The sequence below is a fragment of the Commensalibacter sp. B14384M2 genome (assembly GCF_016101865.1).
GTDB lineage: Bacteria > Pseudomonadota > Alphaproteobacteria > Acetobacterales > Acetobacteraceae > Commensalibacter > Commensalibacter melissae.
Window position 1 is genome coordinate 104,682 of sequence record NZ_JACFPS010000001.1, and the last position, 25,996, is coordinate 130,677.

The following is a 25,996-nucleotide window of genomic DNA, read 5'->3' on the forward strand; positions in this document are numbered from 1 at the left end:
GATGCCCTCTCAAAAAACACAGCAAATAATTGAACTTGTCACAGGTTTGATAGTGTTGGTTGTTTTTGTTGTTGCTGTTATCATGGCCATTATTGGACATGGGCAGAAAAATGTTGGGGGATATCCGTTATGCGCATCGTTTAGCCAGATTGACGGGCTGGAAGTCGGTTCAGACGTAAAATTGGCAGGGGTGAGTGTAGGTCAAGTTATTCAGGAAAAAGTTGAGCCAAAAAGATTTAATGCGGTTGTAACTTTTACGGTTCGGCCAGATGTAAAATTACCAGTTGATACGGCGGCAATTATTACAAGTGATAGTCTGCTAGGTGGAAAATATATTGATCTTTCTCCAGGTGGTGATGAAACGGTTCTTAAACCTGGTCAGTTTCTGACCCATACCCAAGGGGCTATCAGTTTGCAACAGCTTTTAAGCAAATTTATTTTCTCTGTTACAGATAATATGAGTAAGAATGAAAAGAAAAAGGCGGACAATTCTGCTGATCAATTCCATAATAATGAATTACATTGACTAGTTTAAGAATTTAAGGGTTGGTTAAGATGAAAGCAGAAGTTCAAACATCTTCATTAAACTGGCCTCAATCTAATGGAAAACCTGTAACCTGCAAAGAAAAATTAAAAATTCTGGAAGAAAACAAAACCGAGTTAACACAATATATGCAGGATGTATTTGAGGACGCATTGCTGATTGGAGTGGATGAGGAATTCATGCGGGATTTTCTAAAAGATATGGTTGATCAATTACGGAGTCCGGTAAAATGAAAAAATATTTTTGCTGTTTAGCTGTTGTCATACTGGGAATAGGTAATATTTCAAACAGTTTGGCTGAAACCAGTAAATCAGCAAAACAAAATCCCAATGTTGCTGAACAGTGGATAAGACAATCCGAAGCTGTTGTTCGAATTTTGAATAAACTTGAAGCCCATACTGAAATTTTAAATATACCGGTTGGACAATCAGTGCGATACCAGACCCTGACAATCGAGGCTCTTAATTGTGTAATACGTCCTCCCTCAACACCTTTTGATAGTGCCGCATTTCTTCAAGTAACAGACACAAAATTAACATCTATTCATTTTGCCTCATGGATGTTTTTATCTGAACCTGGAATAGCTGTTTTTGAGCATCCTCTATATAATATAAGTGTTGTTGGCTGTGCGGGTAATTCAATGAATGATTCCCAAAAGGTTCAAAAAAAAGATGAAAAAAATATACAGCATCCTGTTGAGCAATCTTCAGAATCAATTGAAAATTCGTTAGAGAAGTCTTTGCAATCGCAACATTAAAAAAAATATGGTAAACTCGCTTTTTTATAAAGTCTATTTCATATTTAACCATTCATCATTCATGTGTAAACCAGTCTAGGTATCAGTCGTGACCAATTATAATAAATATTATATGAAAACGATTACCGCAATTTTCTTTATATTGGCAGGCGCATTCGCTATTGGTGCAGCGTGGTTTTTACAGCATGTTTTGCATATGGTTCCCTGTGGTTTATGTTTATTGGAAAGATGGCCATATCGTTTTCTGATTATTTTGGGTATTTTGGGTATTTTTATTCCAACACGATATTTGACCTTGATTTTATGGGTTGGATTTATGGTTTTGTTAATGAGTATTGGCATTTCCTGTTTACATATTGGGGTGGAACAGGGATGGTGGGCAAGTCCGTTACCTGAGTGTAGCGCCAATCTTGTCGCAACGGACAATCTTGCCGATCGGCTTGGCGCTATGCCGGATCGTCCAGGCAAACCCTGTGATGTCGCCTCTTATCCTTTTTCTTGGCTGCCAGTTTCTTTGACAATGGTAAACGGATTATATTCCCTCTTTTTATTTGCTATATTGATTTGGCGGTTGGTTGAAGAAAGACATAATCGTAGAATATATTTCTAGATCCTTAAATTATATTTAGTATGTGAGATTCTTCTTGAAAAATTTTTACTCGTTGTATGAACATAACCTTGCCCGGGTGGGATTATGCAATTTTACAGTCTGTTTGGCAGATCCTTATTCGAACAGCGAGAAAATAATTCAACTGGCTTTAAAGGCCCATCGGGAATGCGTTGCACTTTGTGTTTTTCCTGAATTGTCTCTGACGGGATATTCAATTGAGGATCTCAGGTTACAGGACAGCCTGTCAAATGCTGTTAAGGAAACTATTGAACTGATATGTGATGCAAGCCAATCCCTTATGCCTGTTCTCATATTTGGAGCTCCTGTTGTTTTTAAGGGTGCTTTGTATAATTGTGCGGTTGTTATTCATAAAGGTAAGATTCTGGGAATTGTTCCCAAATCCTATTTACCTGGTTACCGGGAATTTTATGAGGCCAGACAATTTGTTGATGGGCAATTGATTGTCAATGAGTCCATAGTTTTTAACAAACAGAACGTTCCTTTTGGTGTTGATCTGCTTTTTAAAGCAGAGGATTATCCCGATTTGCTTATAGGGACGGAGATTTGTGAGGATTTGTGGGTACCAATTCCCCCAAGTAGTTATGCCTGTATGGCTGGTGCCACCGTGATTGCCAATCTTTCGGCAAGTAACATAACTGTAGGTAAAGCGGATCAGCGTTCTTTGTTGTGTCAAACGCAATCCTCACGTGGAATTTGCGCTTATCTATATACTGCTGCAGGAAATGGTGAATCTACAACCGATCTTGCCTGGGACGGACAATTGTCAATTTTTGAAAATGGTGAACTTCTGGCGCAAACAGAACGTTTTCCAAAAGGCGATAATTTTCTATATGCAGATATTGATCTTGATTTGATACGTCAGGAACGGTTGCAACGCGGAACATTTCATCAGTACTATGCAAAACACTCACCTTATCGTTTGATTGCATTCAAATTGCAACCTTCAAATGACACCATAGGGCTTCAACGTCCCTTGGAACGTTTTCCCTTTGTCCCTTCGGAAGTCCATCGGTTGGAACAGGACTGTTATGAAGCCTACATGATTCAGGTTTCAGCATTGAAACAACGCATTCAAGCCAGCAAAGCCCAGCGAATGATCATTGGTGTTTCTGGAGGACTTGATTCGACACAGGCTTTGCTGGTTGCTGTACAGGCTGCTGACGATCTCGAAATGGATCGACAGTCTATTTATGGGTATACAATGCCGGCATTCGGAACAGGCAAAGAGACGAAAAATAATGCCGAATCATTGATGAAAAGCCTTGGTATTCATTGGGAATGCTTGGATATTACTGATACAGCCAGACAAATGTTAAAAGATATAGGACATCCTTATGCAGAAAATAAGCCTGTATACGATATCACCTTTGAAAATGTCCAGGCGGGATTAAGAACAGATTATCTGTTTCGTCTGGCCAATTTGCATAATGGTATTGTTGTTGGGACCGGGGATCTATCAGAACTGGCGCTGGGATGGTGTACTTATGGCGTAGGGGATCAAATGTCCCATTATCATGTCAATGCTGGGTTACCCAAAACATTAATTCAACATTTGATACGATGGGTTGTTCAATCCAGATTTTTTTCAGAGGAAACTGGCAGGGTTTTGCAGGAAATCTTGAATACTGAAATCTCGCCAGAACTCATTCCTGCAAAAGATGCAAAATCCATTCAAAGTACTGAATCGATAATTGGACCATACGCATTGCAAGATTTTAATTTATATTATTTTCTAAGATATGGTCTAAAACCTTCAAAAATTGCTTTTTTGGCCTATCATATATGGTCAAATTCACGTAAGGGGAGCTGGCCTGTAGGTTATCCTGATACAAAAAAAACCGATTATAATTTATGTGAAATTAGGCATTGGCTGGAAATATTCATTAAACGGTTTTTTGCTTTTAGCCAATTCAAACGATCAGCCATGCCAAATGGTCCCAAGATTCTTGCAGGAGGAAGTCTTTCTCCACGGGGAGATTGGCGTGCCCCTTCAGATGGAAATGCGAATATATGGTTAAGAGAACTTGAAAATGTTCCTTTCGATTGATTTTGTTCAAAAGGTTTAAAAAGAAAAAAAACTAGTATTTTTGGAAATACTAGTTTTTTGGTTATTTTTTAAAGATAAGCGATATTGTTATTTAGTGATTATAATTATGATGCTCATTATCAGTAGTTTGATTTTCTAGTTTTCTGCAAACGGTTCTTTGCCCCAATAATCCACAAGCGGTACTAACCAGTGCACCAACTAGCAAGGCGATAAAAGACCAGAATGAAAGACGTGCGATGGCTTTGACAGTCATATCCGCTTTTTCTTTAGCCTGTTCTTTCCATGTGTTTAATTGTTCTTTTGCTTCCTGAAGATTGTTTTGCAAATCATTCAATTTATTGTTTGCTTCTTGTACTGCCTGGTTATGCATGGCAATAATATTGTCAACCGAACGTTCTGCCTCTTTAGAAGTTAAATTAGTATTATTGGCAATAGCTTTTTCTACATCATTACGATCAATGGACTGATAGATGTTTTCGGTACGGGTTTTGAGATGGCTTATTAAATCAGAAAGAATCTTGTCGGAATTATTTGGGTTGATGCTAATTTCCTTGATAGCATTTTTGGCTTCTTTTTTAACCTCCTTAAATTGTGAGGATAGATAGTCTGGATGTAAAGCTGGAATATCGCTTTTTTTCAAAGCCTCTATCACATTTTGATTAAGTTGTTGATTATTCGCATTTGATTTAAAATCAAAATTTTTCAGAGTGTTTTTGCTAAGATCAAAAATTCCTGAAATACCATTTTGGGATGCAGAACCAATGCCGCTTAATAGGGAACCTGTAGATGAGGTCACTGTTCCGATTGTTCCCCCGATCATGGTAAGGATGGAACTTAAAATCATGCATCCAATAATAATGGATAAAATAAGCGAGGTGGCCCAAACAAGAAATCCATGAATGAGGCCATTTACGCCAGCCAAGCGTCCAGTCACAAAAGCACCACATGCAAGGCTGAGGATAATTGAAACCACAGTCCAGATTAAAACTGTTGTTCCTGCACCATTAATAATATCATCGGATTTAGGGGACAGCATTGAAACACCCAGGCTGCTTCCCAAAATAAAAAGAAGAAAAAATACTGCCATAACTGTAAAAATACCAGCAATAATACTTCCCCAGCATATTCTTTTTTTATTTATATTATTATTTTGATAATCCATTATTACGCTCCTTAATAGTTATTTATTAAAAACAATATTAGCGTAAATAAAAATCTTATCTATTCAATAATTTTATTTTTTTTATTTGTTGTTTTAAAATCACTAAAATGTAATATTTTATTTTAGTGATTTTATATTAAAATATTATAAGTAATTTAATGTATTTACTAAATATTTATTAATAATATTAAACGAGTTTAAGAAATTATTGTTTTTTATTCCAGGGTGAAATTTCGGGATAAACCAGGTCAAGCCAAGGATGTCTATTTTCAAGATGAGAAACAACCTTGGGTTTGTGGGTATTTTGTTCAGTGAGTACATTGGTCATTGATGCAAAATGTGCCCTATATTCAGCAGTAGTATTGGTTACCTGTTTTCCGTTGATACCCATTTCAGCAAGGGAGCACCACATATCAAAATCCTCCCACCCCATTGCATCCCGTTTTACATAAAATCCACCAGCTGCAGTCCAGGCCCATTTGGCAATAAGAACCATTGCGTCAATATAGTTTCCGACGGTGAGGCGTAGGGGATTAAAGGGAACGTGCCCTCCAATGGCCTCTCCTGCGCCAAAATGCTGTATTTCTGGATAGGCATAACCAATATTCGTATTCTGTATGGCCTGTAATAATTTTTCACATGTGTCAGGCATTAAACGGTTATCCGCATCCAATTGCATGGAATACAGTGTTTCACTGGCTGCAATACCAATATTTCGTGCGCCTCCCAAACCGACATTATTTACTGATTGATGGATTTGCAATCGATTGAATCGATGCTTGTGATTTATTGACCATTCAAGAATTAGGGTGATTGATTCGTCAGACGAACCATCATCAACAATAATCAAATCAATATCCTTTAATGTCTGAATAAAAACGGACTCGAGTGCCTCCAGTATATATTGCTGATAGTTATAGGAAGTAATGACAACCGTTACCTCAGATTCCCGCAAGTTATCATGTTCAAAAAGAATGTTGCTGTGTGGAATGACGGGCAAATTGCGAAGGTTATAGTTTTTGCGTGAAATAATAGTTTCCGCTGCCTGTGCTGCGCCTTTTTCATTAACCAAACTTAAAAGCATTGTATCGCAAAGTTTGGATTGACGTTGCAAACTGAAATTCCATAAAACGGCATGATATGCATTTTGCGCCATTTCTTTTCTAAGTGTTTTATTGTCAATAAGCGATAGTAAATATTCTTCCCATTCTTTCGCGGTAGATGCCAGATATCCAGTAACACCGTGTTGAATGCATCGTTTCAAGGGTTGGGTTGGTGAAACGATTGAACAGACATTTGCCAATGCAGCTTCAAAATATTTAAGCTCACTTTTTGCATTGCAGAAAACATTGTCAATTTCCAATGGGGCAATTGAGATATCAAATCTTGCCAACTCTTGGGGAAGTTTTTCTAAAGGTACGGTATCGCGCCACTCGATGAAATTTTCATAATTTTTCAGTTCCGGAAATTCATTCATATGCAAAATGGGACGGTGGTTTACGGGTTCCCTGAATAAAACAAGGCGTACATTGGAACGTTGTTGAAAAATTGAAATGAGTGCAGGTATGACAAGGGCAAAATCACGCTGATGTGTTCGGGTGCCGCTTGCATAGCCAATCCGGATGTAATCATCATTTTTTGTTGCTTGAACAATACGGGCGGCAAATCGTGATAATTTTACGCATTCATCATCAAAAATATTGGGTAGGGTATATACTAATGGGCCGGCATGTCTAGGAATAAGTTCCTGCGCCATATGTTCACGCATTTCCTTTGTAGTTGCAATCGCAAAGTCTGAACGCATGAGGGTTTGACGCATGTTGTGAAATGTATGGGCCGTTTTTGCCTCGGTTGTACCAATGGTACGTATACCATCTATGATCTCAATATGGGCAAAATGGGGTTTAAAGACAATATCGTCGACATCAAAGGCGGTTAATTTATTATATTCCTTGCTTAGTTTCAGAATTCCATCAATGTGACCGCTAAACTCAACACGCCATAAAATGATGATATCAGCCCATTGTATATCGTTAACGCTAACATCAGCTGCGTTTGAAACCTTAGCTTCATGACCGGCCATAATGCAAGCTTTGGCATTACGATAACAACGATAAATTACACCCGGTGTATCGGGTTCTCCAGCAACAAAAAGAATTTTTCTTATGGGATTATAGGAATTGTAATCAGGCCTGGCAAAGTAATTCAGGCTATCCATTGAATGTAAAGAATTAGAACTTTGAGGGGAATTTCCGATAATGTTATTTTCCTTATAAAATTTTCTTTTAATTACATTTATAAAATTAGGAGCATCTATATCCATTTTTATTTTGTTTTTGATATATTTTTTGACGAATACAGGAGTTTTTCTTTTTAATTGTCCATAGATTATTTCAGATATACTTTTTGGATATAAATTTTTAATAGATATTAATTTTTTATTACATCCATTTTTGGCAACCTGATTGGTTAAATCTTTTAATATCTTGTTTTTTTCCCTGATTTTTTGTGTTTGATTTGCAATTTCCTTTTCAGAATATTGAAGTTTTCTGCCCAATAAATTTTGTTCAATTTTTGATTCCAGAAATAGAGATGGCGTTGATGCTTCGTTTTTTTTATCCAATGAGTTATACATCGACCAATATTGGTCAAAAAAAGCACATTTTTTTTGGAATCGTTGTGCCAGAACAGGAGAGTTACTGAGGTCAAAGAGATTTTTTAACGAAACAGGAACCGCTGTACCAGTGTAGAGAATGGTCAGTCCAGAATAATGATAAAAATCAAAATGGGGATATTGCGTCTGCCATGCTGAAATGATTGAGGAGTTTTCCTTGGCAATTGAATGATCGCTAAAGATATTATCAATAACAATCGTGGTATTCTCAGGAAGTTTTTCATACAGCGAATTTATAATGGGTGCTTTTTTAAGGGATTGGTTCAGACTGTTGATGAAAATACAATCGTAATCGGAAATATCAGGTTTGATGGGTAGCAAGGTGTTCGGATATGAATAGGGGCTTTCTTTCTTTTGTTTTTCACTGAAACATTGACTGGATAGTTCAAAACTATCAATAATTTCGCATATATTTTTATGAAGGATTCTTTCAATATCATTATCAAATATTGCAATTTTTTTTGGTTTTAGGTTTGTTATCAACCATACGAGAACAGAATAATGGTGATGAATTTCATTTTTTAGAAAGGGAGTATGAAAAAACAGATTCTCATTATCGTTTTTTAAGAGATCTTTTAAAGAACTCGTCTCTTTTTCTTGTAAAGGTTGATTTTTTATCATGATATATAAGCCTGGAATTGATTAACTATATGAATTATGTTATAATAATATCGTATATATGAAGTATACAAAGTATGATTTTAAGGTCATAATCCTATCATAAAATTGAATAAACGATTTGTTTTTAAGTTTGATTTAACATTAGTGTTTTGTTACAACATACAATGTTGCAAGTAAAAAATAAATTTGACAATTTTTAAGTAATATTTTACTTTTTTAACAAAGTAGAATTAATTTTGATAAATTATAATAATTTGGATATTTTAGAGTAAAGTAGAGATGGCAATTATAACGGTTCCAGGTGGTTCAGATTCTTCTATAGCTGTGACTGTAGATGGTTCTCAGGCCTTAGCACTGGCTAATCAAATTAGAGATGATATTGTAAATCATTATTATAAAACTGACAGAGATATTGATGTTGCTAATTTTTATAATGGGGATGATATTTCTCCATTAGCATCACGATCAAATCTTTTATTTGACGGCGTTATCAGGAACGGAGGTGTTTATAACGTTAAGGATGGCGTTAATTTCATTACCGTTGGTACGCTAATCAAGGACGGACAGAAACTTGATGCCAATGATAAATTTGATGCAAGTAACTTCAGTTTCCTAAATGAACCTGTAACGGTAAATTCGGCAATGAGTGCCAATCAGTACGTTCGTGTATTGGCGGGGATTGATGCTCAAGTCACTTATAAGGCGGGCAAGGAAAGTGGACAATTTGCTGGCGGCTCCAAGGATCATCCAATCAATTTTATCGGTAACGATCAAGAGGGGGGTAGATGGCAAATAGCAACCGGTGATGGAGATGATACCATTGCCTCCGGTTCAGGAAATAATGTCATAAATGCGGGTGCCGGCAAGAATAAGATAACCTTGGGAACAGGTAATAACCAGGTTACTTCGGACGGACAGGATACAATTACCGCGCCTAATGGTGGTTTTAACTCAATTACCATTCGTGGCGGTCATTCATTGATCAATATTGGTGACAACAGTCTTATCAATGATGTAAGTAGCAATAACGTTATCACTGTTGGGGGTGGCAGTACCGTTATTGGTGGTAACGCAGGTAATGTTACATTCAATGCCGCTTCTAATGATGGTCATAATAACAATCATAACCGTAACGAATTTTTGGGTGGTCAAAACAACACGATTACAGCTTCTACGGATAATTTTGATGTAATTCATGGTGTTAACAACACATTCAATATCAATGGTAGTTTCAAGTTCTTCAATGGTACAGGCAATACGAATGTTACCCTAACTGGTGGGCAGAATATAACTACACAAACTCAAATATTTGGTGCGGATGGGTTAAACTTCCACCTGACAGCAAAAGATGTTAATGATCCAAATAATCCAGTTCTACTTGTCGCTGGTGGTGGTGGAAACCAGACATTGGATGGTTCGACATCTTCTTCGAATCTCTTGATTTACTCTGATTCAACCAAGGGTGCTACAACGCAACTACTCGGTGTTGGTGGTGCTGGTAATGATACTCTGGTTGGTGGTGTTGGCTCAAATACATTGACCGGTGGTGAAGGTAACAACTTGTTTATCTTTACTAAAGATACAGATCAGGGTGGTAAGACATTAATTACCGACTTCTCCAAATCCAAAAATAATATGGTTGAATTCCTCAACTACGGATTTAATAGAAGTGATGTTGATCGTATTCTTCAGAATGCACATCAGGATGATAAAGGAAATGCTGTTCTTGATCTTGGTAACCATCAATTGATTCTGCAAGGTGTTTCAGTTAAGGATCTTAAAGGAACACAGTTTACTTATATCAATGATCCAGTAAAAAAATAAAAGACTAGATCTATATTTGGTCTTTTCGAAAAGCTTGCTATTTTATAAATAGTAAGCTTTTCTGTTATTATGATCATTATTTTCACTAGCCAGTTGTAATTTATGTATAAAAAAGAAAATGATATTGAATATCTAAAGGCTGAAATTAAAAAAAAAAACCGGCTTATTGATGAATATCATTTAACCTTCAGAATATTGAATTTACAAATTGCTCAATTACAGCATTATAAAAATCGTATTTCAAATTTACATGCTCGTATAGAATATTATAGGAAAGTCATAGATCGGCTGGAAAATATTATTCCAGTAAAAAAGTTTATAAAGATCGTTTATTTTGGAATTGATCGTTGTGTAAATATACTTGAAAAAATTTTTAAAAAAATTAATTGTAGACAATTTATAATAAATGAAAAAAATAATTTTATTTTTCATTACAAATTTTTTGAGAACCAACAGTTTAATCAATCACATCTAATTTTAATTGTAGCGGAAGTCACGTTACCACAATGCTATAAATATCGCGTACAGCAAAAAAAGGAATATTTTGAAAAACTGGGATGGCAATGTAGAATTGTTGACTGGAGAAATCAAAGTGAGGTTTTATCAGTCTTACAAATTTGTAAAGAAGTGGTTTTTTATAGGGTTCCTGCTTTTCAAAATGTTTTGGATCAGATTTCTGAGGCTAAACGATTGGGTTTAAAAACCTGGTGGGAAGTTGATGATTTAATATTTGACAAAAAATTATATTTACAATGCGGGTTTATGAAGTATTTACCCAAAGAGGAGTTGGATTTATTACTTTTTGGATCAGGATTATTCCGTAAAGCGTTATTGGCTTGTGATCATGCAATTGCCTCTACATCCGCTTTGGCACAAAATATACGAAAGGTTGGAGTTCATGAAGTTAAGGTTATAGAAAATGCCCTGGATCAAAATACTTTACGAATTGCTTCAGACCTTTATCCACGTAAATTGGAAATAGATGGTGATCTTAAGAAAAAAGATGAAATAATTGTTCTTTATGGATCAGGGACTAAAACTCATAATGCTGATTTTCTGATTGCGGCCGATGGAATTATTTCGGCACTTATTCATGAAAAAAAATTAAGATTGTGGATAATAGGGGAACTTGAATTACCAAATCAATTTGGGGATTTCAAAAATCAGGTCTGTTATTTTTCTTTTCGGTCCTATGATCAATACATGAAATTATTGGCGCATGCTGATATAGCTATAGCACCGTTGGAAGATATTGCCTTTAATGATGCCAAAAGCAATATTAAATTTTTAGAGGCATCCATTTTAGGTATTGTCTCTGTTTGTTCTCCCCGAAAAAATTTCAAAGAAATAATTCGGGATGGTGAAAATGGCTTTATTGCTAATTCGACATCTGAATGGAAGGAAAAAATATGTTTACTGGCAGGGAACTCCCAGTTACGTCAACGTTTAGGACGACAGGCTTATTATGATGTCTTAAAGGATTATTCTCCCGATACAATTTTAAAAAAACAGGTTGAACCTATTTTTGGAATACCGAATAAACAAGTCAGGGATAAATTAAAGATTTTGGTGGTTAATCTTTATTATGCACCATATTCTTACGGTGGTGCCACCATGGTTGCAGAGGAAATGTCCCGTCGGATACAAAAAAAAGAGAATACTGAAATAGCAATTTTTACCTCCCGACCTTTTTCACAACATAAAGGATTAAGGCGTTATTGTGATAATGGATCCTTGGTCTATTCAGTAGAGATTTCACCGCAATCATATCCATCTGAAGAATTCAATAATACAGAAATTGTGAATCCATTTGAAATGGTTTTACAGGCTGTTCAACCAGATATTGTACATTTTCATGCAATTCAAAATCTTGGACTGCATTTGATTGCTTCATGTCAACTGAAAGATATTCCTTATATTATTACTCTTCATGACACGTGGTGGCTTTGTGACCGTACATTTATGGTCAAAAATAATCATAAATATTGTTTTCAGGAAAAAATAGACCTGAATATTTGTCAGGCATGTGAACCCCAGGTTTTCTATTTAAGAGAACGAATGAAAATGATGAAAAAATCACTCGAAGGAGCCTCGTTATTATTGAGTCCAAGTGAAACACATCGTCAGCTTTATATAGTGAATGATGTTGATCCCGATAAAATTATAGTAAATCGTAACGGAGTTTCCCGTCCAAGAAAATTGCGTAAAAAGCGTATGGCGGGTTCTGTCTTGAGGTTTGGTTTCGTTGCCGGAAATGAGATAATAAAAGGCTATAATCTCATTTTTGACGTATTTACATCATTAAAACATGAAAACTGGAAATTGACGATTGTAGATAGCAAAAGCAATCTTGGATATTCATCATTTGATATAGATTCCTGGAAGGGGCAGGATAAGGTTATCATTATTCCACCATATGATGAAAATTCAAAGGATGATTTCTTTAATGAAATAGATATATTGCTTTTTCCTTCCCAATGGAAAGAAAGCTATGGGCTGACAGTCAGGGAAGCTTTGCTACGAGATGTTTGGGTTGTGTGTACCCATCCTGGTGGTCAGTCAGAGGATGTTATGGACGGTATAAATGGTACCTATATTTCATTATATGACGGTTCGGAAGAATTAAAAAAGGTTATTGAAGGATTTCTGGAACAACCATCCTTTTTGGATGCCTATCTTAATCCATATAAGGATCATATTATGACTTATGAACAACAGGCTGATGAATTATTTGAAATCTATAACAGTGTTAAAGTGGCGGAGAACAAGAAACACCCTGTTTTATGAAATATGTCCAGGCAAGTTTTGTATCATAAGTTATGGCAAGATATTTCAGCCGTTTCCACCATACGGTATGGGGGATCATCGGTCGGTTAATATGGTCGTTTAAATAGGTGTCAATATAGTTTAATTTGAAAAATTGATTGTGTTTCAGAAGTGTACGGTAATAGTCCAGCCAGAAAATTCCAAAGTGATTATCACGGATGAGTTCTTTTTTAATAAAAGGGACGTTATCAGAATGCAGGATAGTATACCAATCCAGGTGCATGGGATTGACGTTTTTTTTATTTCTAAAAAGTCTTGTTTTTGTTGGTGACCAGGCTGCCTTGCATTTAATTTCCGGATTTGATTGCAAAATGCGTCCCAGCTTTAATTCACCTTGCTGGATAATGGCCTGTCTGTCCATTTGTTTGAATGGTTGCATAAACAAGTCTTGAATTGCTGGATTAAAAAATGTGGTATGGTTAAAACACAGAAACCATGATTGGAAATGCCAGTTCACTTCAAAACTATCAACCATCCCCCATATATCCAAGTTTTTGGTAAACATTTTTTTAAAAACAGGCTGCAGAGGATATATGGGGCCAAAAATGCTGTCATTAGTTAGTAGGATATAATCAGCATGATCGGTGACTTTTTTTATTATTAAATCTTGCCATGCTCCAAAATCCAGTCCCTGATTAGGACGAGAATGGGGTGTTATTGAATGTTTTTGGCAAAAATCGTGTATATCCTCTGAAATTTTTTCTTTCCCGGAAAGGGCTAAATGTGTTTTCCATCCGCATAAGTAGAGTTGTCTTAAAAAATGTTTTGTGTCGGGAGGAAGTTCATCCGTTGAATTATAAGAGGCAAAAAGACATATTCTGTTTGACATATTTAGTGATGATATTTGACTTATAGTGAAAATTTATCGTTAGAATTCATAAATTTAAAATATTTATTATTAAATTCTAAATATAAAATGTGAAAAAAACAAGAATTAATATTAAACTAGCTGTAAATAAAATACATTGATTTAAAATTAAAATACATATCAAGTATTTTATATTGATAAATAATATTTATTTATTGTTAAATGTAATAAAAAAATAAATAAATTATGGGAAAACATGAAAGAAATATGTAATAAAGATATTTTATTATCAAAAATATTTAAATTATTATGTTTTTCTTTAATTGTTATTGTTATACAATTAGAAAATAATAATTTAATTGTTCATGCTCAAAATTCACAAACAGATTCTTTGGAAAAAAATCGAAAATATGATGATGAGTTAACGGATTGGCACATGATTCCGGCTGGTAGTAGTGGTGGATGGAGAACAGCTGTCAGTCGTGCAGAAAGTAACCGTATTGATATCCAAAGAATGCAGAAAGAGAGAACAAATCCCTATTTGCCCCAACCGGAACATTTGCTTGGAAATTGGTGGGGATTGCATTCGTGGTTGTATAACCGGGGCATTAATATCAATTTTGACAACCAAAATGAATTTGCAGGAAATATTTCAGGATATCATCAAAAGAAATCAACCAATACAGGTGCAGTGGATGCAAATATAGATATTGATTGGGAAGTATTGATTGGGGATAACTGGATCACGAATGGTCTGGTTGGACATATGACAGTCATTGGTCGTTATGGAAGCAATCTGAGTGCAGGGCTTGGGGAAAATATAACACAGGTGCAGGAATTATATGGTGCTGGTGGGAATGTTGTTGCAAAACTAGTAAATCTGTATCTGGATAAACATCTTTTGGAAGATCGCATGATCATGTCCTTTGGAAGGATGGATGTCGGGGCAAGCTTTGCAACCAGCCCCATTCAGTGTTATTTCATGAATAATGGAATTTGCGGTAATCCAAAACCCTTAAGTGGACAGGCGGCAGGTTTTTCAGCATGGCCGGATTCAGAATGGGGAATTAATATTCTGTTTCAGGCCACTCCTCAATATTTTATACGTGTAGGCATGTATCAGGTAAGTCGGGCGGCTTATAGCAATAGGGCTGGCCATCGGGCAGGCTGGGCCGCTGTGGTTAGAACAGGTGAAGATGCCGGTGGGGAATTTCCTATAGAAATGATCTATCAACCAAAATGGGGAAAACATGAATTAACGGGACATTATAAAATTGGATTTGCCTATGATACATCACCTTATCCTGTTTGGGGCCGTTCCATTTACGGGGGGCATATCACTTCGGCTAATGGAATAGATCAGAAATGGAAAAGGGGACGGGATGAGGAATGGGTTTTATTGGATCAGATGATTCAGCGAAATGGGCCGGGTGATTTGGATGGATTGATAGGATATCTTGGTTTTGTTCACAGTAATCCAAAAACATTTCAAAGACAAAATCAATTTCTGGCGGCCATTATCAATACCGGATTTTGGAAATCACGGCCTATGGATGGAATAGGTGTTCTATTTGTTCATCAAATTATGAGTCGGGAAGCACGCAAGGCACAACGATATAACATAATGTCAGGTTTTCCCATCGGGGATATTGTTTCAGGAGCATCTGGAATACAATCAGCAGAAACAACGGTAGAGCTTACTTATTTAATTCATATTTATGATGGAGTTATGTTTCAACCTGATTTTCAATACGAGATTCATCCAAATGCACAAAAAAATATTCCTAATGCAGCCTTTCTTGGTTTCAAAAGTCGTGTAGACTTTTAAATATCTTTCAGTAATTTACATTAGATAGATGATAAAAAAAGGATATGGTTATCCATATCCTGTTTTTTAAGTTATGAATTTATTAATTACATTGCTGATTTAAAGATTGCCACAACTTCTTCAGCATTTCCCTGACGGGGATTGGTCAAGGCGCAAGCATCCTTAAGCGCATTGGCAGTCAAGGTGGGAATATCTTTTTCCTGAACCTTGAGTTCTGTCAGATTGGCAGGAATGTTAATATCTTTTGAGAGGCTGCGGATAGCCGCGATACAGGCTTTGGCGCCTTCCTCATCATTCATGCTACTGACATCAATATTCATTGCCTTTGCAATATCTTTTAAACGAGCGGCACATTTGGGGAGGTTGTATTCCTGAACGTGAGGCAACAGTACTGCATTACAAACCCCATGTGGCAAACCATAAAAACCACCAAGCTGATGTGCCATTGCGTGGACATATCCCAAGGATGCGTTATTAAATGCCATTCCTGCGAGCAGTTCTGCATAGGCCATATTCTCACGGGCTTGCATGTCCTGGCCATTTTTAACTGCATTGCGCAGATTTTCTTCGATTAGGGTTACGGCCTTCAAGGCACACGCATCTGTGATGGGTGTGGCGGCAGTGGAAACATAGGCTTCAACTGCATGAGTCAGAGCATCCATACCTGTCGCAGCAGTCAGTCCAGGAGGCATACCCGCCATTAAAGCGGGATCATTGACAGACAAAATAGGTGTTACATGAGGTGTAATGATAGCCATTTTAACATGGCGTGTTTCATCCGTGATAATGCAAAAACGGGTTATTTCACTGGCTGTTCCAGCAGTTGTGTTGATCGCGATTAATGGAAGTTGAGGTTTATTGGATTTGTCAATTCCCTCATAATTTTTGATTTCACCACCATTGGTGGCAAGCAGGGCAATCCCTTTGGCACAATCATGCGGAGAACCACCCCCAAGGGAAATAACGAAATCACAATTATTTTCTTTGAGTATTTTTAATCCGTCATTAACATTTGTTACGGTAGGATTGGGATGGGTGCCATCAAAAACATTTGTTTTAATTCCTTGCTGATCAAGCATATCAGCAATTTTTTTGACTACTCCGTTTTTGCTTAGAAATGAATCTGTAACGATAAGGCCATGCTTGAGACCATGTCCCTGAATGTGGGAAATAGCGTCTTGTAAGGCGTTTTTACCAATAATATTTACAGGTGGAAGAAAGAATGTAGTACTCATAATATTGTATATCCTTTATCACCATTATAGTTTCTTAGAGATATATAAGAGTAATTTAATAAAATTAAAGTCTTTACTCTAAGTAAATAAGGGGAAGAGTCGCGCTCTTTTTATTAAGTATGTTTGTAAATTTTACAAAATTATAATCCCCCGATTATGGGTTTTAATCAAGGGATTACTTTAAAAAACCAAATATTAATTTCTATATTTGAAAAATCGGATAATTATTTTGTCATTTTAGACCCGTCGCTACTTTTTGTTCCAGTTCCGGGTCAATTTTCTGGAAGTGTTCCAACACGCGTTTTTGAATATCCTTTCGAACCATTTGTAAGGATTCAACAAAATTATTGATCAACAGACTTTTTTGTTCTGGTTTCATCAAATGAAACAAGGCCCTTGGATAACTGTAATAGTCCTGGTCAACGCGGTTGTCGTACCTTCCCCCTTCACCGGATGTATAATCCGGGAAATAGTTTTCAGGAGTGTTCGTTTGTTTTGGTGCATCTGGATCGCTGTTTGGTTCATAGTTTGTCATTCCGCCTCCGTTATCATCAAAACGCATATATCCATCTCTTTGGTAATTGTTTACAGGGCTTTTTGCAGCATTGATGGGCAGCAGCTGATGATTTGTTCCAACCCGGTACCGTGCGGCATCAGCATAGGCAAATATACGTCCTTGCAACATTTTGTCCGGGGAAACGCCTATGCCGGGAACAACGTTGCCAGGGGAAAAAGCCGCCTGTTCTACCTCGGCAAAATAATTTCCTGGATTACGATCCAATTCAAAATATCCAACTTCATGCAATGGGAATTCTTTTTGTGACCAAACTTTGGTAACGTCGAAAGGATTATCCTTGTGATTCTTTGCCTGTTCAATCGACATAACCTGTATATAGGCTTTCCATCTTGGGAAATGGCCCTCCTTGATTGCATTGAATAAATCCTCGGTAAGGTAATCCGGATTGGAACCGGCTAATTCTCCAGCTTTTTTAGGATCAAGATTTTTAACACCCTGTTCTGTTCTGAAATGCCATTTTACCCAAGTGCGGACATTATCCTTATTGATTAGACTGAAAGTGTGGCTTCCATAACCATGCATGCATCGATAGCTGGCGGGAATACCCCGGTCAGAGAAAAGGATCATGACCTGATGCAGGGCCTCGGGAGATAAAGACCAAAAGTCCCATTGAAAATTGGGATCTTTTAGATTGGATTGAGGATCCCTTTTCTGGGTACGGATGAAATCGGGGAATTTCAGGGGGTCACGAATAAAAAACACGGGAGTGTTGTTTCCGACAAGATCCCAGTTACCATCTTCAGTGTAAAATTTCAAGGCAAAACCGCGTGGATCCCTTACCGTATCGGCTGATCCCCTTTCGCCTGCAACTTGTGAGAAACGTGCAAACATCGGGGTTTCTTTACCTATTTCGCTAAATATTTTTGCACAGCTATATCTGGTTATATCTTGGGTAACTACAAATTTTCCGTGAGCGGCCGCCCCTTTGGCATGAACACGCCGTTCGGGTATAACTTCACGGTTAAAATGAGCAAGTTTCTCAACCAGATGAAAATCATCCAATAGAATTGGACCACGAGGTCCAGAGGTTCTGGAATTCTGGTTATCGGGAACAGGAATACCTTCAGCTGTAGTAAAAACCTTTTTACTCATTTGTAGCTCCTTATTTTATTTTTGTTTCATAAGCCAATTGTTATTTTCTTGACCCAATAATTGTATCATACAATCAATAATTCAAAAGTAACTATTTGAGTTTTAAATATATTATTGGATTATTACTTGCCTGTTTTATGTTTTTATTAAGGATAATTAATAATTATTTATTTATTTGTTAATATTTTATATTGATATTGGCAAATAACGTAATCTTCTGTAAAAGGTTGGTAAGATCAGTATGTTTTGTAATTATTGTTTCGGTTATCTATATGAAGATATATTATATTGTTAGCAGTTTTGATGGGGGTGGGGCTGAATTCGTAATTCCTGATCTGATAAATTTATTCAAGAAACTGGGGCATTCCGTTGAATTGTTCGGCTGTATACCGAGAAATATGGAAACTGTTGATTTATTTAAAAAAAGTAATATTTCTTACCGTTTATTATCAGGAAATAATGAAAATAGATATAAATCCACTTTTCATTTCAACCAAATTGTAAAACGTTCCCCTCCCGATGTTATATGGACGTCATTGACACGTGCGACGGTGGACGGCCAATTGGTGGGGTTATGGAACCGGATTCCGGTTGTCAGTTGGAAACATAGTGCAAACAGCTATTCTTTGAGATTAATCAAAACAATTCTGATGCAGCGATTAAGTCGGCTTTGGATTGCTGACTCAACAGGAGTTGCCAATTTTTTGAAATCGAAAATGAAAGTTCCTGAAGATCGTATAAAAATCTGGTCTTTATTTAAAATTCCACACAATCTACCTATGGGTTCAGTATGGAATGGCAAAGGAATATTTCATATTGGTTCAGTTGGGCGTTTACATACCGTAAAAAATTTTCCCTTAATGATCAGGGCGATGGCTTACATCAACCATCATTATCCCGAGGTTGGAAAACGGATAAAATTATCCATTGCTGGATCGGGAAAAGAGGAACAGCATTTGAAAAACCTTATTCATTTATTAAAAGTGGATAATGTCGAATTGATAGGTTTTTCAGATGATGTCATGAATTTTTTATCAAAACTTCATTTATATTTGCAAACTTCTGTTTATGAAGGCTTATGTATTGCCGTTCATGAAGCTTTGGCTGTCGGTATTCCGGTTATTTCAACAAATGTTGGGGAGATGCGGAGTGCTTTCAGGAATAATTCAATAGGAACATTAATTGATAAAAATTCTCCAGAACTTTTAGCTAGACAAATTCTGGAATATTATCATAATCCAAGCAAAACACAGTATTATGCTGCGAATGCACGTCAATATATGCAACAGCATTACAGTGAGGAAAGTTTCGAAGCTTCCGGAAGGTTTATTTTAAATCATATTGAAGAGAATATTTTACCAAGATATTTGAAATAAACCTTGTTTGACCATTATATTTTTTCAGATCCAATCAATTCATTCCATTCTTGTTCATCGAGACATTGCAAACCAAGTTCTTTTGCTTTTCGTGCTTTATTGCCACCATCTGTGCCCTCGATCACGAAATCGGTTTTTTGTGAAACGGAACTTGTTACTTTTGCACCCAGCCTTTCAGCAATATTTTTAGCTTCGGAACGTGTCATGGAAGATAGGGTTCCTGTAAAAACAATTGTTTTACCGGCAAGTTTTCCTGTTTGCTGATACTGCACATCCTGAATGGTCAGTTCCTTTTCAAGATCCTGCAGGGTTGTCAAATTATGCATTTCGGTAAAGAACGCAACAATTTCATCCGCGATTGCAGGACCAACTCCCTCAATGGAACCCAATACCAATCTTTCTTCAGAGCCAGTTTGCCGGGCGGCCAGCATTTGTTCCTTCCAGTTGGTATATGATGTATAGTATCTGGCCAGAATTTTAGCTGTTGTAAGCCCTATCCTTCGAATTCCAAGGGAATAAATAAAATGATCCAGTGAAATCCTTCTATGCTGGTCAATGGCGGTTAAAAGGTTTTTTAAAGAAAGCTCTCCCCAGCCTTCAAGTCTTAGTATGGTTTGTTGATGTTGATATAAACGAAAGATGTCCGCAGGTTGCTTGATTAAATCCATACGGAAAAAATCGAGAACGGTTTTTTCCCCCATACCTTCAATATTGAAAGCATTCTTAGAGCAAAAATGAATTAATCGTTCCTCAATCTGGGCTTTACAAGACAGTCCACCTGTGCAACGACTTACAGCTTCGTTTTTTGGTTTTTCTGCAATGGCTCCACAAACAGGGCAATGTGTGGGGAATTTAAAAGGCGCTGCACGATTTTGAGAATTGCAGGATATATCAACTCGCAATATTTGGGGAATTACATCACCGGCACGTTGTATAATGACCTGGTCATGTTCCCTGATATCCTTACGGATTATTTCATCTTCATTATGAAGGGTGGCTCTTGTTACGATTACGCCACCAACATTTACGGGTTCAAGGAGGGCCACAGGCGTTAAAGCGCCCGTACGTCCAACCTGAATCTCGATTTTTTTTATGCGGGTTATTGCCTGTTCCGCCGGGAATTTCCATGCAGTTGCCCAGCGTGGGGATCGTCCGATAAATCCCAATCGGTTTTGTAAGGTGACAGAATTGATTTTATAAACCACTCCATCAATATCGTAGGGCAATCCGGAACGCTGATGGATAATGGACTGTTGAAATTCTTCCGCTTCCCGGGCATTTTTAACAACCTTGAATAAGGGATTAACGGTGAAGCCCCATTGCTGTAAGCGTTCTAAAAAATGTTCATGTGTATCCGCGATTGATTTATCAGAATAACCCTGTGCATACACAAATAGGGAAAGGGGTCTTGAGCGTGTAATTTCAGGGTCAAGTTGTCTGAGAGAGCCGGCTGCGGCATTTCTTGGATTGGCAAAAAGACGTTTGTTATTTTTTTCCTGTTCTTCATTTAAATTGAAAAAATCTTGCTTGGAGATGTAAACCTCTCCCCGAATTTCAATTGTGTCTGGATAATTTTCTGGAAGTGTCAAGGGTAGGTTCCGCAATGTTTTGATATTTTCGGTAACATCCTCTCCCGTCGTTCCATCACCACGTGTGCTGGCTTGGATTAGTTTACCATGTTTATAGGTAAGGTTAATGGATAATCCATCAATTTTTGGTTCTGCAACAAAATGAAGATTATCGAGTTCATCGGGTTTGAGATCAAGATAACGCTGGATTCGTTTTATAAAATCTTCAAATTCTCTAATATCAAATACATTATCAAGGGAAAGCATGGGTATTAGATGTTTACATTTCTGTAATCCTCCCGTCGGTTTGATTCCAACCTTTTGGCTAATACTGTCTTTTTGTCTGAATTGTGGGAAAAGGAGTTCGATCTTGTTATATCTTTGGCGCAATTTATCGTAGGTAGCATCTTCCACCAAAGGTTCGTCTTGATTGTAATATGCGTGATCCAATGATTTTAATAAATTGGCAAGTTGTGACAATTCTTTTTGAGCCTGTTCGGAAGATAGATCAGATATGGGAATCTGGTGAAAATCAGTTTGAAATTTTTGCATAATTTTGAGTACTTAATTTTTTATTATTATTTATTTAGTAAGCTATCTGCGGCGGAACGGGCAGCGTCAGTAATCTGGTTTCCAGCAAGCATACGGGCGATTTCCTCTTTACGCTCGTTTGAATTTAGACGTTTTGTTGTGGTATAGGTTACGCCATTTTTAATTAATTTGCTAATTTGAAATTGCGTATCTCCACTGGCAGCAACCTGAGGGCTGTGTGTGACTGCAAATACCTGCATAGTTTGAGCGACATGATGTAATTTTTCACCGATTGCTGAAGCGGTCGCCCCACCAACACCGGAATCAATTTCATCAAAAATCAGCGCTGATAAGGTAGACTTTTGGCTTAAAACAACTTTTAAAGCCAATAAAAGTCTGGAAAGTTCTCCGCCGGAAGCGGACTTGTTCAAAGGGGCAGGAGGGACACCGGGATTGGCTGCAATCAAAAACTCGATTTGTTCCTTACCGTTTTGATTCCATGCGTCTCTGTTAAGTGGCTTCAAAGATACGAGGAATTTTGCGCGTTCCAGTTTTAAGGGTTTTAATTCGGCAGTAACAGCTTGTTCCAACTTTTTGGAAATTTTCTGTCTATGTTGTGATAGTGCTTCGGCGGCTTTCTCAAATTTAAGGCGGTGTTGATTAACTTCTATTTCGAGGGTCTTGATTTGTGTTGTTCCAATATCTAGTTGATTAAGTTTTATTTCAAATTCTTGAAGCAGATGGGACAATTCATCAATAGTCACGCCATATTTTCGGCTTGCGCCGCGTAGGGAGAATAATCGTTCCTCTATTTCATCAATTTGTTGAGGATCAATTTCAATCGTGTTTACAAGCTGTGAAAGTGTTGTTTCCGCTTCCGCTAAAGATTCTTCTGCTTGAGTGATCGCTTCCAATGCTGCTTGAATGGATTTATTAGATTCGGAAAATGAAGTATTTTCAGAATTGGATAAGAGACGTTGAAGAGTTTTGCTTGCATTTAGCAAGACTTGGGAAGGCTGGTTATTTTTACGGTCCTGGGGAGCAAGCTGATTAAGAGCAGAAACCAGTAATTCCAGATGTCTTTCATTTTGTTGTAATGATCGTCTTTTATGAACAAGCTCTTGTTCCTCTTCAGCTTGTGGAGAAAGATTTTTTAATTCCTCAACTGATTCTCGTAACCATTTTTCTTCATGTAATGTTTCTTCAAGATTTTTTTTAAGAGCGGCAAGTTTGGCTGTTGTTTCAGTCCATTGATAATAGGTTTTGCGAGTTTCATTCATTAAGTTTAGTGGAGTGCCAAAATTATCGAGAAGAGAAAGATGATTTCGCATATCCATTAGACCAATCTGCGAGTGCTGTCCCTGTATTTCGATAAGTAGTTGACCAATTTCTCGTAAAAAATTAAGACTGATAAGCTGATCATTAACATAGGCGCGTGAACGGCCATCCTGTGAAATAGTACGACGAATGACCAATGGCTGATCGGTTATTTCTGAAATTTCATAACCTTGTAATTGTAATTGCTGATAGACAGGATGCGTTTTCTCGATTTCAAAACAAGCTGTGACCGAAGCCTGATTTGATCCAGTCCTGATCAAGGAAGAGCTTGCTCTTTCACCTAATGTTAAGGCAAGGCTATCTAGTAAAATAGATTTGCCTGCCCCTGTTTCTCCAGTAAAAACCGTAAGTCCCTGATCGAAGGTTAAATCCAGCTTTTCAATTAAAACAACATTACGTATAGAGAGTTGTATTAACATTGGGGCTTCAGTATATAAAACAGGGATGTTTTATTAAAAAATAGAAGTGAGTGAATACCACATTCGTTTGAAGAATCCAGGTTTTTTACTGGTTGGTTTGGCTGTTTGTTCTGAAACAAGGTGATATTTTCTTAAATCATTATATGTATAGCGATACCAGTGACTGTTGGGATAGTTATATCCCAATACAGATGCTGTCTTACGGGCTTGATCTGTAAGTCCCAATTTTAAGGAGACTTCAACGAGACGATGTAATGCTTCTGCTACATGGTTGGTCGTTTGATAGTCTAAAATAACCCGTTGATAACGGGTAACAGCGGCTTCATAGTTTTTTTGCTGTTCATAAAAGCGTCCGATGAGCATTTCTTTACCGGCGAGATGGTCACGGCATAAGTCAATCTTGAGCTGTGCATCACGGGCATAGGAGGTTCCGGGGAAACGGCTTACTACATCATTCAAGGCACTAAGCGCTTCCATTGTGCCTTGCTGATCTCTTGTGACATCTGAAATGCGTTCGTAATAACATAAGGCGCGAAGATAAAAGGCATAGGGTGCATCTGGGCTATTTGGATGAAGCTGTAAATAGGTTTCCAATTGTTTTACCGCTTCTGGATACTTATTTTGCAGATAATAAGCATATCCTTCCATTAGTTGGGCATTAGGGGTATAGCCTGAATAAGGGAAATTCTCCTGTAATAACTCGAATTGTTTAGTAGCTAATTTGTATTTCCTAATCTTGATGCCATCTATACCGTTGTTGTACAGTTGTTCAGGAGTATTTTCCTGATATGTTGCTGCTGAATTATCATTCAACTTCTTTTGATCTTTATGACCGCCACCACATGCAACAAGACTCGTCGCAAGTAATAATGGGAAAAAATGTCGTATTGGATAAAAATAACGTTTTTGATTCACTGTATCCACAGTTTTAACGACTTTCTATTCTATAAAATGGCACAAAATAAAAATAATGTTTCTTTTATAACATGGAAGAAAGAAAGAGGAAGATTTTAATTTAGTAAAATTAAATTTTGTTTTGCAGGTGAGGTTTTTATGTTTCTTGTCTGAGAGGATATCTGTCTAGAGAAATGACCTGGGAATTATGGTAAACCCTGCCTGATAATTTATGGGAAAATTGAAAGCGCCATGCATCTGTTTGTTTCATCAAGGCGTGAAGTAACATATTGTTTAGTTTATGTCCTGATTTATATCCAATAAATTTTCCATACAGTCGGTGGCCTGCTAAAGATAAATCGCCTATGGCATCAAGCATTTTATGTTTGACAAATTCATTTGGACAATATAATCCTTCCGGATTTAGAATTTTTCCGTCATCAACAACAATGGCATTTTGTAGACTACCCCCTTTTGCCAAACCCATTTTATGAAGTGTATCTATTTCTTTTTTAAAGGTGAATGTTCTACAGAAGGCTATTTCTCTTTGAAAATTCTGGGGGGTTAGGTCCATGTCAAAGGTTTGTTTTCCAATTAGAGAATTTGGAAAATCAATCGTTAATGACAATGATAGTTGATTTTCGGATGATGGATGAAATTCAGCAAAAGCGTCGTTATACTCTACCCGAACAGGTTTCATAATTTGTATGGCGGGTTTGTCTGCATAAAGAGATTGTCGGCCAGCCTTATGTAGAAGCGTGGTGAATTTGGCGGCAGATCCATCCAAAACGGGCATTTCAGGCCCATTGCATTCGATAAAAAGATTGTTAATTTGATAGCCTGCCAGCGCAGACATAATATGTTCGACCGTTCCTATTCTGATATTTGGGTTATTCGGAGAAGCAATAACCGTGCTAAGACTTGTATCAATAACGTTATTATAATGGGCTGGAATTGGTGTGTCATCAAGATCTGTTCTAAAAAATACAATTCCTGTTCCTACTGGGGCTGGAATCAATTTTACATGAACTAACTTGCCTGTGTGCAATCCCATTCCTGAGAAATTAACAGGAGAGGCAAGGGTATATTGCAAGGATAAGTTTATATCATTTGTAAATTTGGAAGATAGCAATGAATTATATGCGATGTTTACCTTTTTTGAAACGGGTAGAACCTGCGGATAATTCATAGTTTTCTCCTCTAAATAATTACCAAGATTTAATAACTCACATGAATTTCATTAT

At 37.0% G+C, this 25,996-nt stretch carries 18 protein-coding genes; 9 read left to right on the plus strand and 9 right to left on the minus strand.

Going from position 1 to position 25,996, the window contains the following annotated elements; all coding sequences use genetic code 11:
- Nucleotide 1 precedes the first annotated feature (1 nt).
- From mlaD to H3R33_RS00515, 5 genes are all read left to right on the plus strand, one after another.
- On the plus strand, nt 2–526 hold the full coding sequence (gene mlaD, locus H3R33_RS00495) for an outer membrane lipid asymmetry maintenance protein MlaD (RefSeq protein ID WP_232342094.1): 525 nt from the start codon (nt 2–4) through the stop codon (nt 524–526).
- Between the two features lie 29 nt (nt 527–555).
- Nucleotides 556–777 carry a hypothetical protein gene (locus H3R33_RS00500; RefSeq protein ID WP_198184502.1) on the plus strand — a complete coding sequence of 74 codons (222 nt, stop codon included), beginning with the start codon at nt 556–558 and terminating at the stop codon, nt 775–777.
- Complete coding sequence (locus tag H3R33_RS00505; RefSeq protein ID WP_155565850.1) at nt 774–1,301, plus strand: DUF2155 domain-containing protein; 528 nt, start codon at nt 774–776, stop codon at nt 1,299–1,301. The genes H3R33_RS00500 and H3R33_RS00505 overlap by 4 nt, the downstream gene beginning before the upstream one ends.
- Nucleotides 1,302–1,389: 88 nt before the next feature.
- Nucleotides 1,390–1,911, plus strand: coding sequence for a disulfide bond formation protein B (locus H3R33_RS00510; RefSeq protein ID WP_347401044.1), 522 nt, complete (start codon nt 1,390–1,392; stop codon nt 1,909–1,911).
- A gap of 34 nt (nt 1,912–1,945) precedes the next feature.
- The gene (locus H3R33_RS00515; RefSeq protein WP_198184503.1) at nt 1,946–3,979 is read left to right on the plus strand and encodes an NAD(+) synthase; all 2,034 of its coding nucleotides are present in this window, start codon (nt 1,946–1,948) and stop codon (nt 3,977–3,979) included.
- A gap of 91 nt (nt 3,980–4,070) precedes the next feature.
- Here H3R33_RS00515 and H3R33_RS00520 read toward each other — a convergent pair whose 3' ends face one another.
- A complete protein-coding gene (locus tag H3R33_RS00520; protein ID WP_122123974.1) occupies nt 4,071–5,141 on the minus strand; it encodes a TIGR04086 family membrane protein in 1,071 nt (356 codons plus the stop codon).
- Nucleotides 5,142–5,346: 205 nt separating this feature from the next.
- The gene (locus H3R33_RS00525; RefSeq protein WP_198184504.1) at nt 5,347–8,436 is read right to left on the minus strand and encodes a glycosyltransferase; all 3,090 of its coding nucleotides are present in this window, start codon (nt 8,434–8,436) and stop codon (nt 5,347–5,349) included.
- A gap of 279 nt (nt 8,437–8,715) precedes the next feature.
- Between H3R33_RS00525 and H3R33_RS00530 the strand changes: the two genes are divergently transcribed.
- Together H3R33_RS00530 and H3R33_RS00535 are read left to right on the plus strand one after the other, a co-directional pair.
- A complete protein-coding gene (locus tag H3R33_RS00530; protein ID WP_198184505.1) occupies nt 8,716–10,260 on the plus strand; it encodes a hypothetical protein in 1,545 nt (514 codons plus the stop codon).
- Between the two features lie 102 nt (nt 10,261–10,362).
- Complete coding sequence (locus H3R33_RS00535; protein WP_198184506.1) at nt 10,363–13,047, plus strand: glycosyltransferase; 2,685 nt, start codon at nt 10,363–10,365, stop codon at nt 13,045–13,047.
- On the opposite strand, the gene H3R33_RS00540 is transcribed toward H3R33_RS00535, so the two are convergent.
- Nucleotides 13,010–13,915, minus strand: coding sequence for a rhamnan synthesis F family protein (locus H3R33_RS00540; RefSeq protein ID WP_198184507.1), 906 nt, complete (start codon nt 13,913–13,915; stop codon nt 13,010–13,012). The genes H3R33_RS00535 and H3R33_RS00540 overlap by 38 nt on opposite strands.
- 370 nt (nt 13,916–14,285) lie before the next feature.
- Between H3R33_RS00540 and H3R33_RS00545 the strand changes: the two genes are divergently transcribed.
- Nucleotides 14,286–15,722 (plus strand): carbohydrate porin, encoded by a 1,437-nt coding sequence (locus H3R33_RS00545; protein WP_198184508.1) that lies wholly within the window; start codon nt 14,286–14,288, stop codon nt 15,720–15,722.
- An 86-nt stretch (nt 15,723–15,808) separates the two neighbouring features.
- Here H3R33_RS00545 and yiaY read toward each other — a convergent pair whose 3' ends face one another.
- Together yiaY and H3R33_RS00555 are read right to left on the minus strand one after the other, a co-directional pair.
- Nucleotides 15,809–16,957 (minus strand): L-threonine dehydrogenase, encoded by a 1,149-nt coding sequence (gene yiaY / locus H3R33_RS00550; protein WP_232342095.1) that lies wholly within the window; start codon nt 16,955–16,957, stop codon nt 15,809–15,811.
- Between the two features lie 232 nt (nt 16,958–17,189).
- The gene (locus tag H3R33_RS00555) at nt 17,190–18,626 is read right to left on the minus strand and encodes a catalase (protein WP_155568420.1); all 1,437 of its coding nucleotides are present in this window, start codon (nt 18,624–18,626) and stop codon (nt 17,190–17,192) included.
- A 272-nt stretch (nt 18,627–18,898) separates the two neighbouring features.
- Here H3R33_RS00555 and H3R33_RS00560 point away from each other — a divergent pair, with 272 nt between their 5' ends.
- Complete coding sequence (locus tag H3R33_RS00560; protein WP_155568419.1) at nt 18,899–20,002, plus strand: glycosyltransferase family 4 protein; 1,104 nt, start codon at nt 18,899–18,901, stop codon at nt 20,000–20,002.
- 14 nt (nt 20,003–20,016) lie between these two features.
- Here H3R33_RS00560 and ligA read toward each other — a convergent pair whose 3' ends face one another.
- The 4 genes from ligA to lpxC all read right to left on the minus strand — a co-directional run bounded on the left by ligA (nt 20,017) and on the right by lpxC (nt 25,941).
- Nucleotides 20,017–22,122 carry an NAD-dependent DNA ligase LigA gene (gene ligA, locus H3R33_RS00565; protein WP_198184509.1) on the minus strand — a complete coding sequence of 702 codons (2,106 nt, stop codon included), beginning with the start codon at nt 22,120–22,122 and terminating at the stop codon, nt 20,017–20,019.
- A 26-nt stretch (nt 22,123–22,148) separates the two neighbouring features.
- On the minus strand, nt 22,149–23,858 hold the full coding sequence (recN, locus tag H3R33_RS00570) for a DNA repair protein RecN (RefSeq protein ID WP_198184510.1): 1,710 nt from the start codon (nt 23,856–23,858) through the stop codon (nt 22,149–22,151).
- A gap of 33 nt (nt 23,859–23,891) precedes the next feature.
- Nucleotides 23,892–24,782 carry an outer membrane protein assembly factor BamD gene (locus tag H3R33_RS00575; protein ID WP_110438476.1) on the minus strand — a complete coding sequence of 297 codons (891 nt, stop codon included), beginning with the start codon at nt 24,780–24,782 and terminating at the stop codon, nt 23,892–23,894.
- A gap of 127 nt (nt 24,783–24,909) precedes the next feature.
- Nucleotides 24,910–25,941: a UDP-3-O-acyl-N-acetylglucosamine deacetylase gene (gene lpxC / locus H3R33_RS00580; RefSeq protein ID WP_198184511.1), complete on the minus strand. Its 1,032-nt coding sequence runs from the start codon at nt 25,939–25,941 to the stop codon at nt 24,910–24,912.
- Between the last annotated feature and the right edge of the window lie 55 nt (nt 25,942–25,996).

Excerpts from the sequence above, each read along its gene's own strand:
- mlaD (WP_232342094.1), top strand. The coding sequence starts at position 2 with ATGCCCTCTCAAAAAACACAGCAAATAATTGAACTTGTCACAGGTTTG.
- H3R33_RS00500 (WP_198184502.1), top strand. The coding sequence starts at position 556 with ATGAAAGCAGAAGTTCAAACATCTTCATTAAACTGGCCTCAATCTAAT.
- H3R33_RS00505 (WP_155565850.1), top strand. The coding sequence starts at position 774 with ATGAAAAAATATTTTTGCTGTTTAGCTGTTGTCATACTGGGAATAGGT.
- H3R33_RS00520 (WP_122123974.1), bottom strand. The coding sequence starts at position 5,141 with ATGGATTATCAAAATAATAATATAAATAAAAAAAGAATATGCTGGGGA.
- H3R33_RS00525 (WP_198184504.1), bottom strand. The coding sequence starts at position 8,436 with ATGATAAAAAATCAACCTTTACAAGAAAAAGAGACGAGTTCTTTAAAA.
- H3R33_RS00530 (WP_198184505.1), top strand. The coding sequence starts at position 8,716 with ATGGCAATTATAACGGTTCCAGGTGGTTCAGATTCTTCTATAGCTGTG.
- H3R33_RS00535 (WP_198184506.1), top strand. The coding sequence starts at position 10,363 with ATGTATAAAAAAGAAAATGATATTGAATATCTAAAGGCTGAAATTAAA.
- H3R33_RS00540 (WP_198184507.1), bottom strand. The coding sequence starts at position 13,915 with ATGTCAAACAGAATATGTCTTTTTGCCTCTTATAATTCAACGGATGAA.
- yiaY (WP_232342095.1), bottom strand. The coding sequence starts at position 16,957 with ATGAGTACTACATTCTTTCTTCCACCTGTAAATATTATTGGTAAAAAC.
- H3R33_RS00555 (WP_155568420.1), bottom strand. The coding sequence starts at position 18,626 with ATGAGTAAAAAGGTTTTTACTACAGCTGAAGGTATTCCTGTTCCCGAT.
- H3R33_RS00560 (WP_155568419.1), top strand. The coding sequence starts at position 18,899 with ATGAAGATATATTATATTGTTAGCAGTTTTGATGGGGGTGGGGCTGAA.
- ligA (WP_198184509.1), bottom strand. The coding sequence starts at position 22,122 with ATGCAAAAATTTCAAACTGATTTTCACCAGATTCCCATATCTGATCTA.
- recN (WP_198184510.1), bottom strand. The coding sequence starts at position 23,858 with ATGTTAATACAACTCTCTATACGTAATGTTGTTTTAATTGAAAAGCTG.
- lpxC (WP_198184511.1), bottom strand. The coding sequence starts at position 25,941 with ATGAATTATCCGCAGGTTCTACCCGTTTCAAAAAAGGTAAACATCGCA.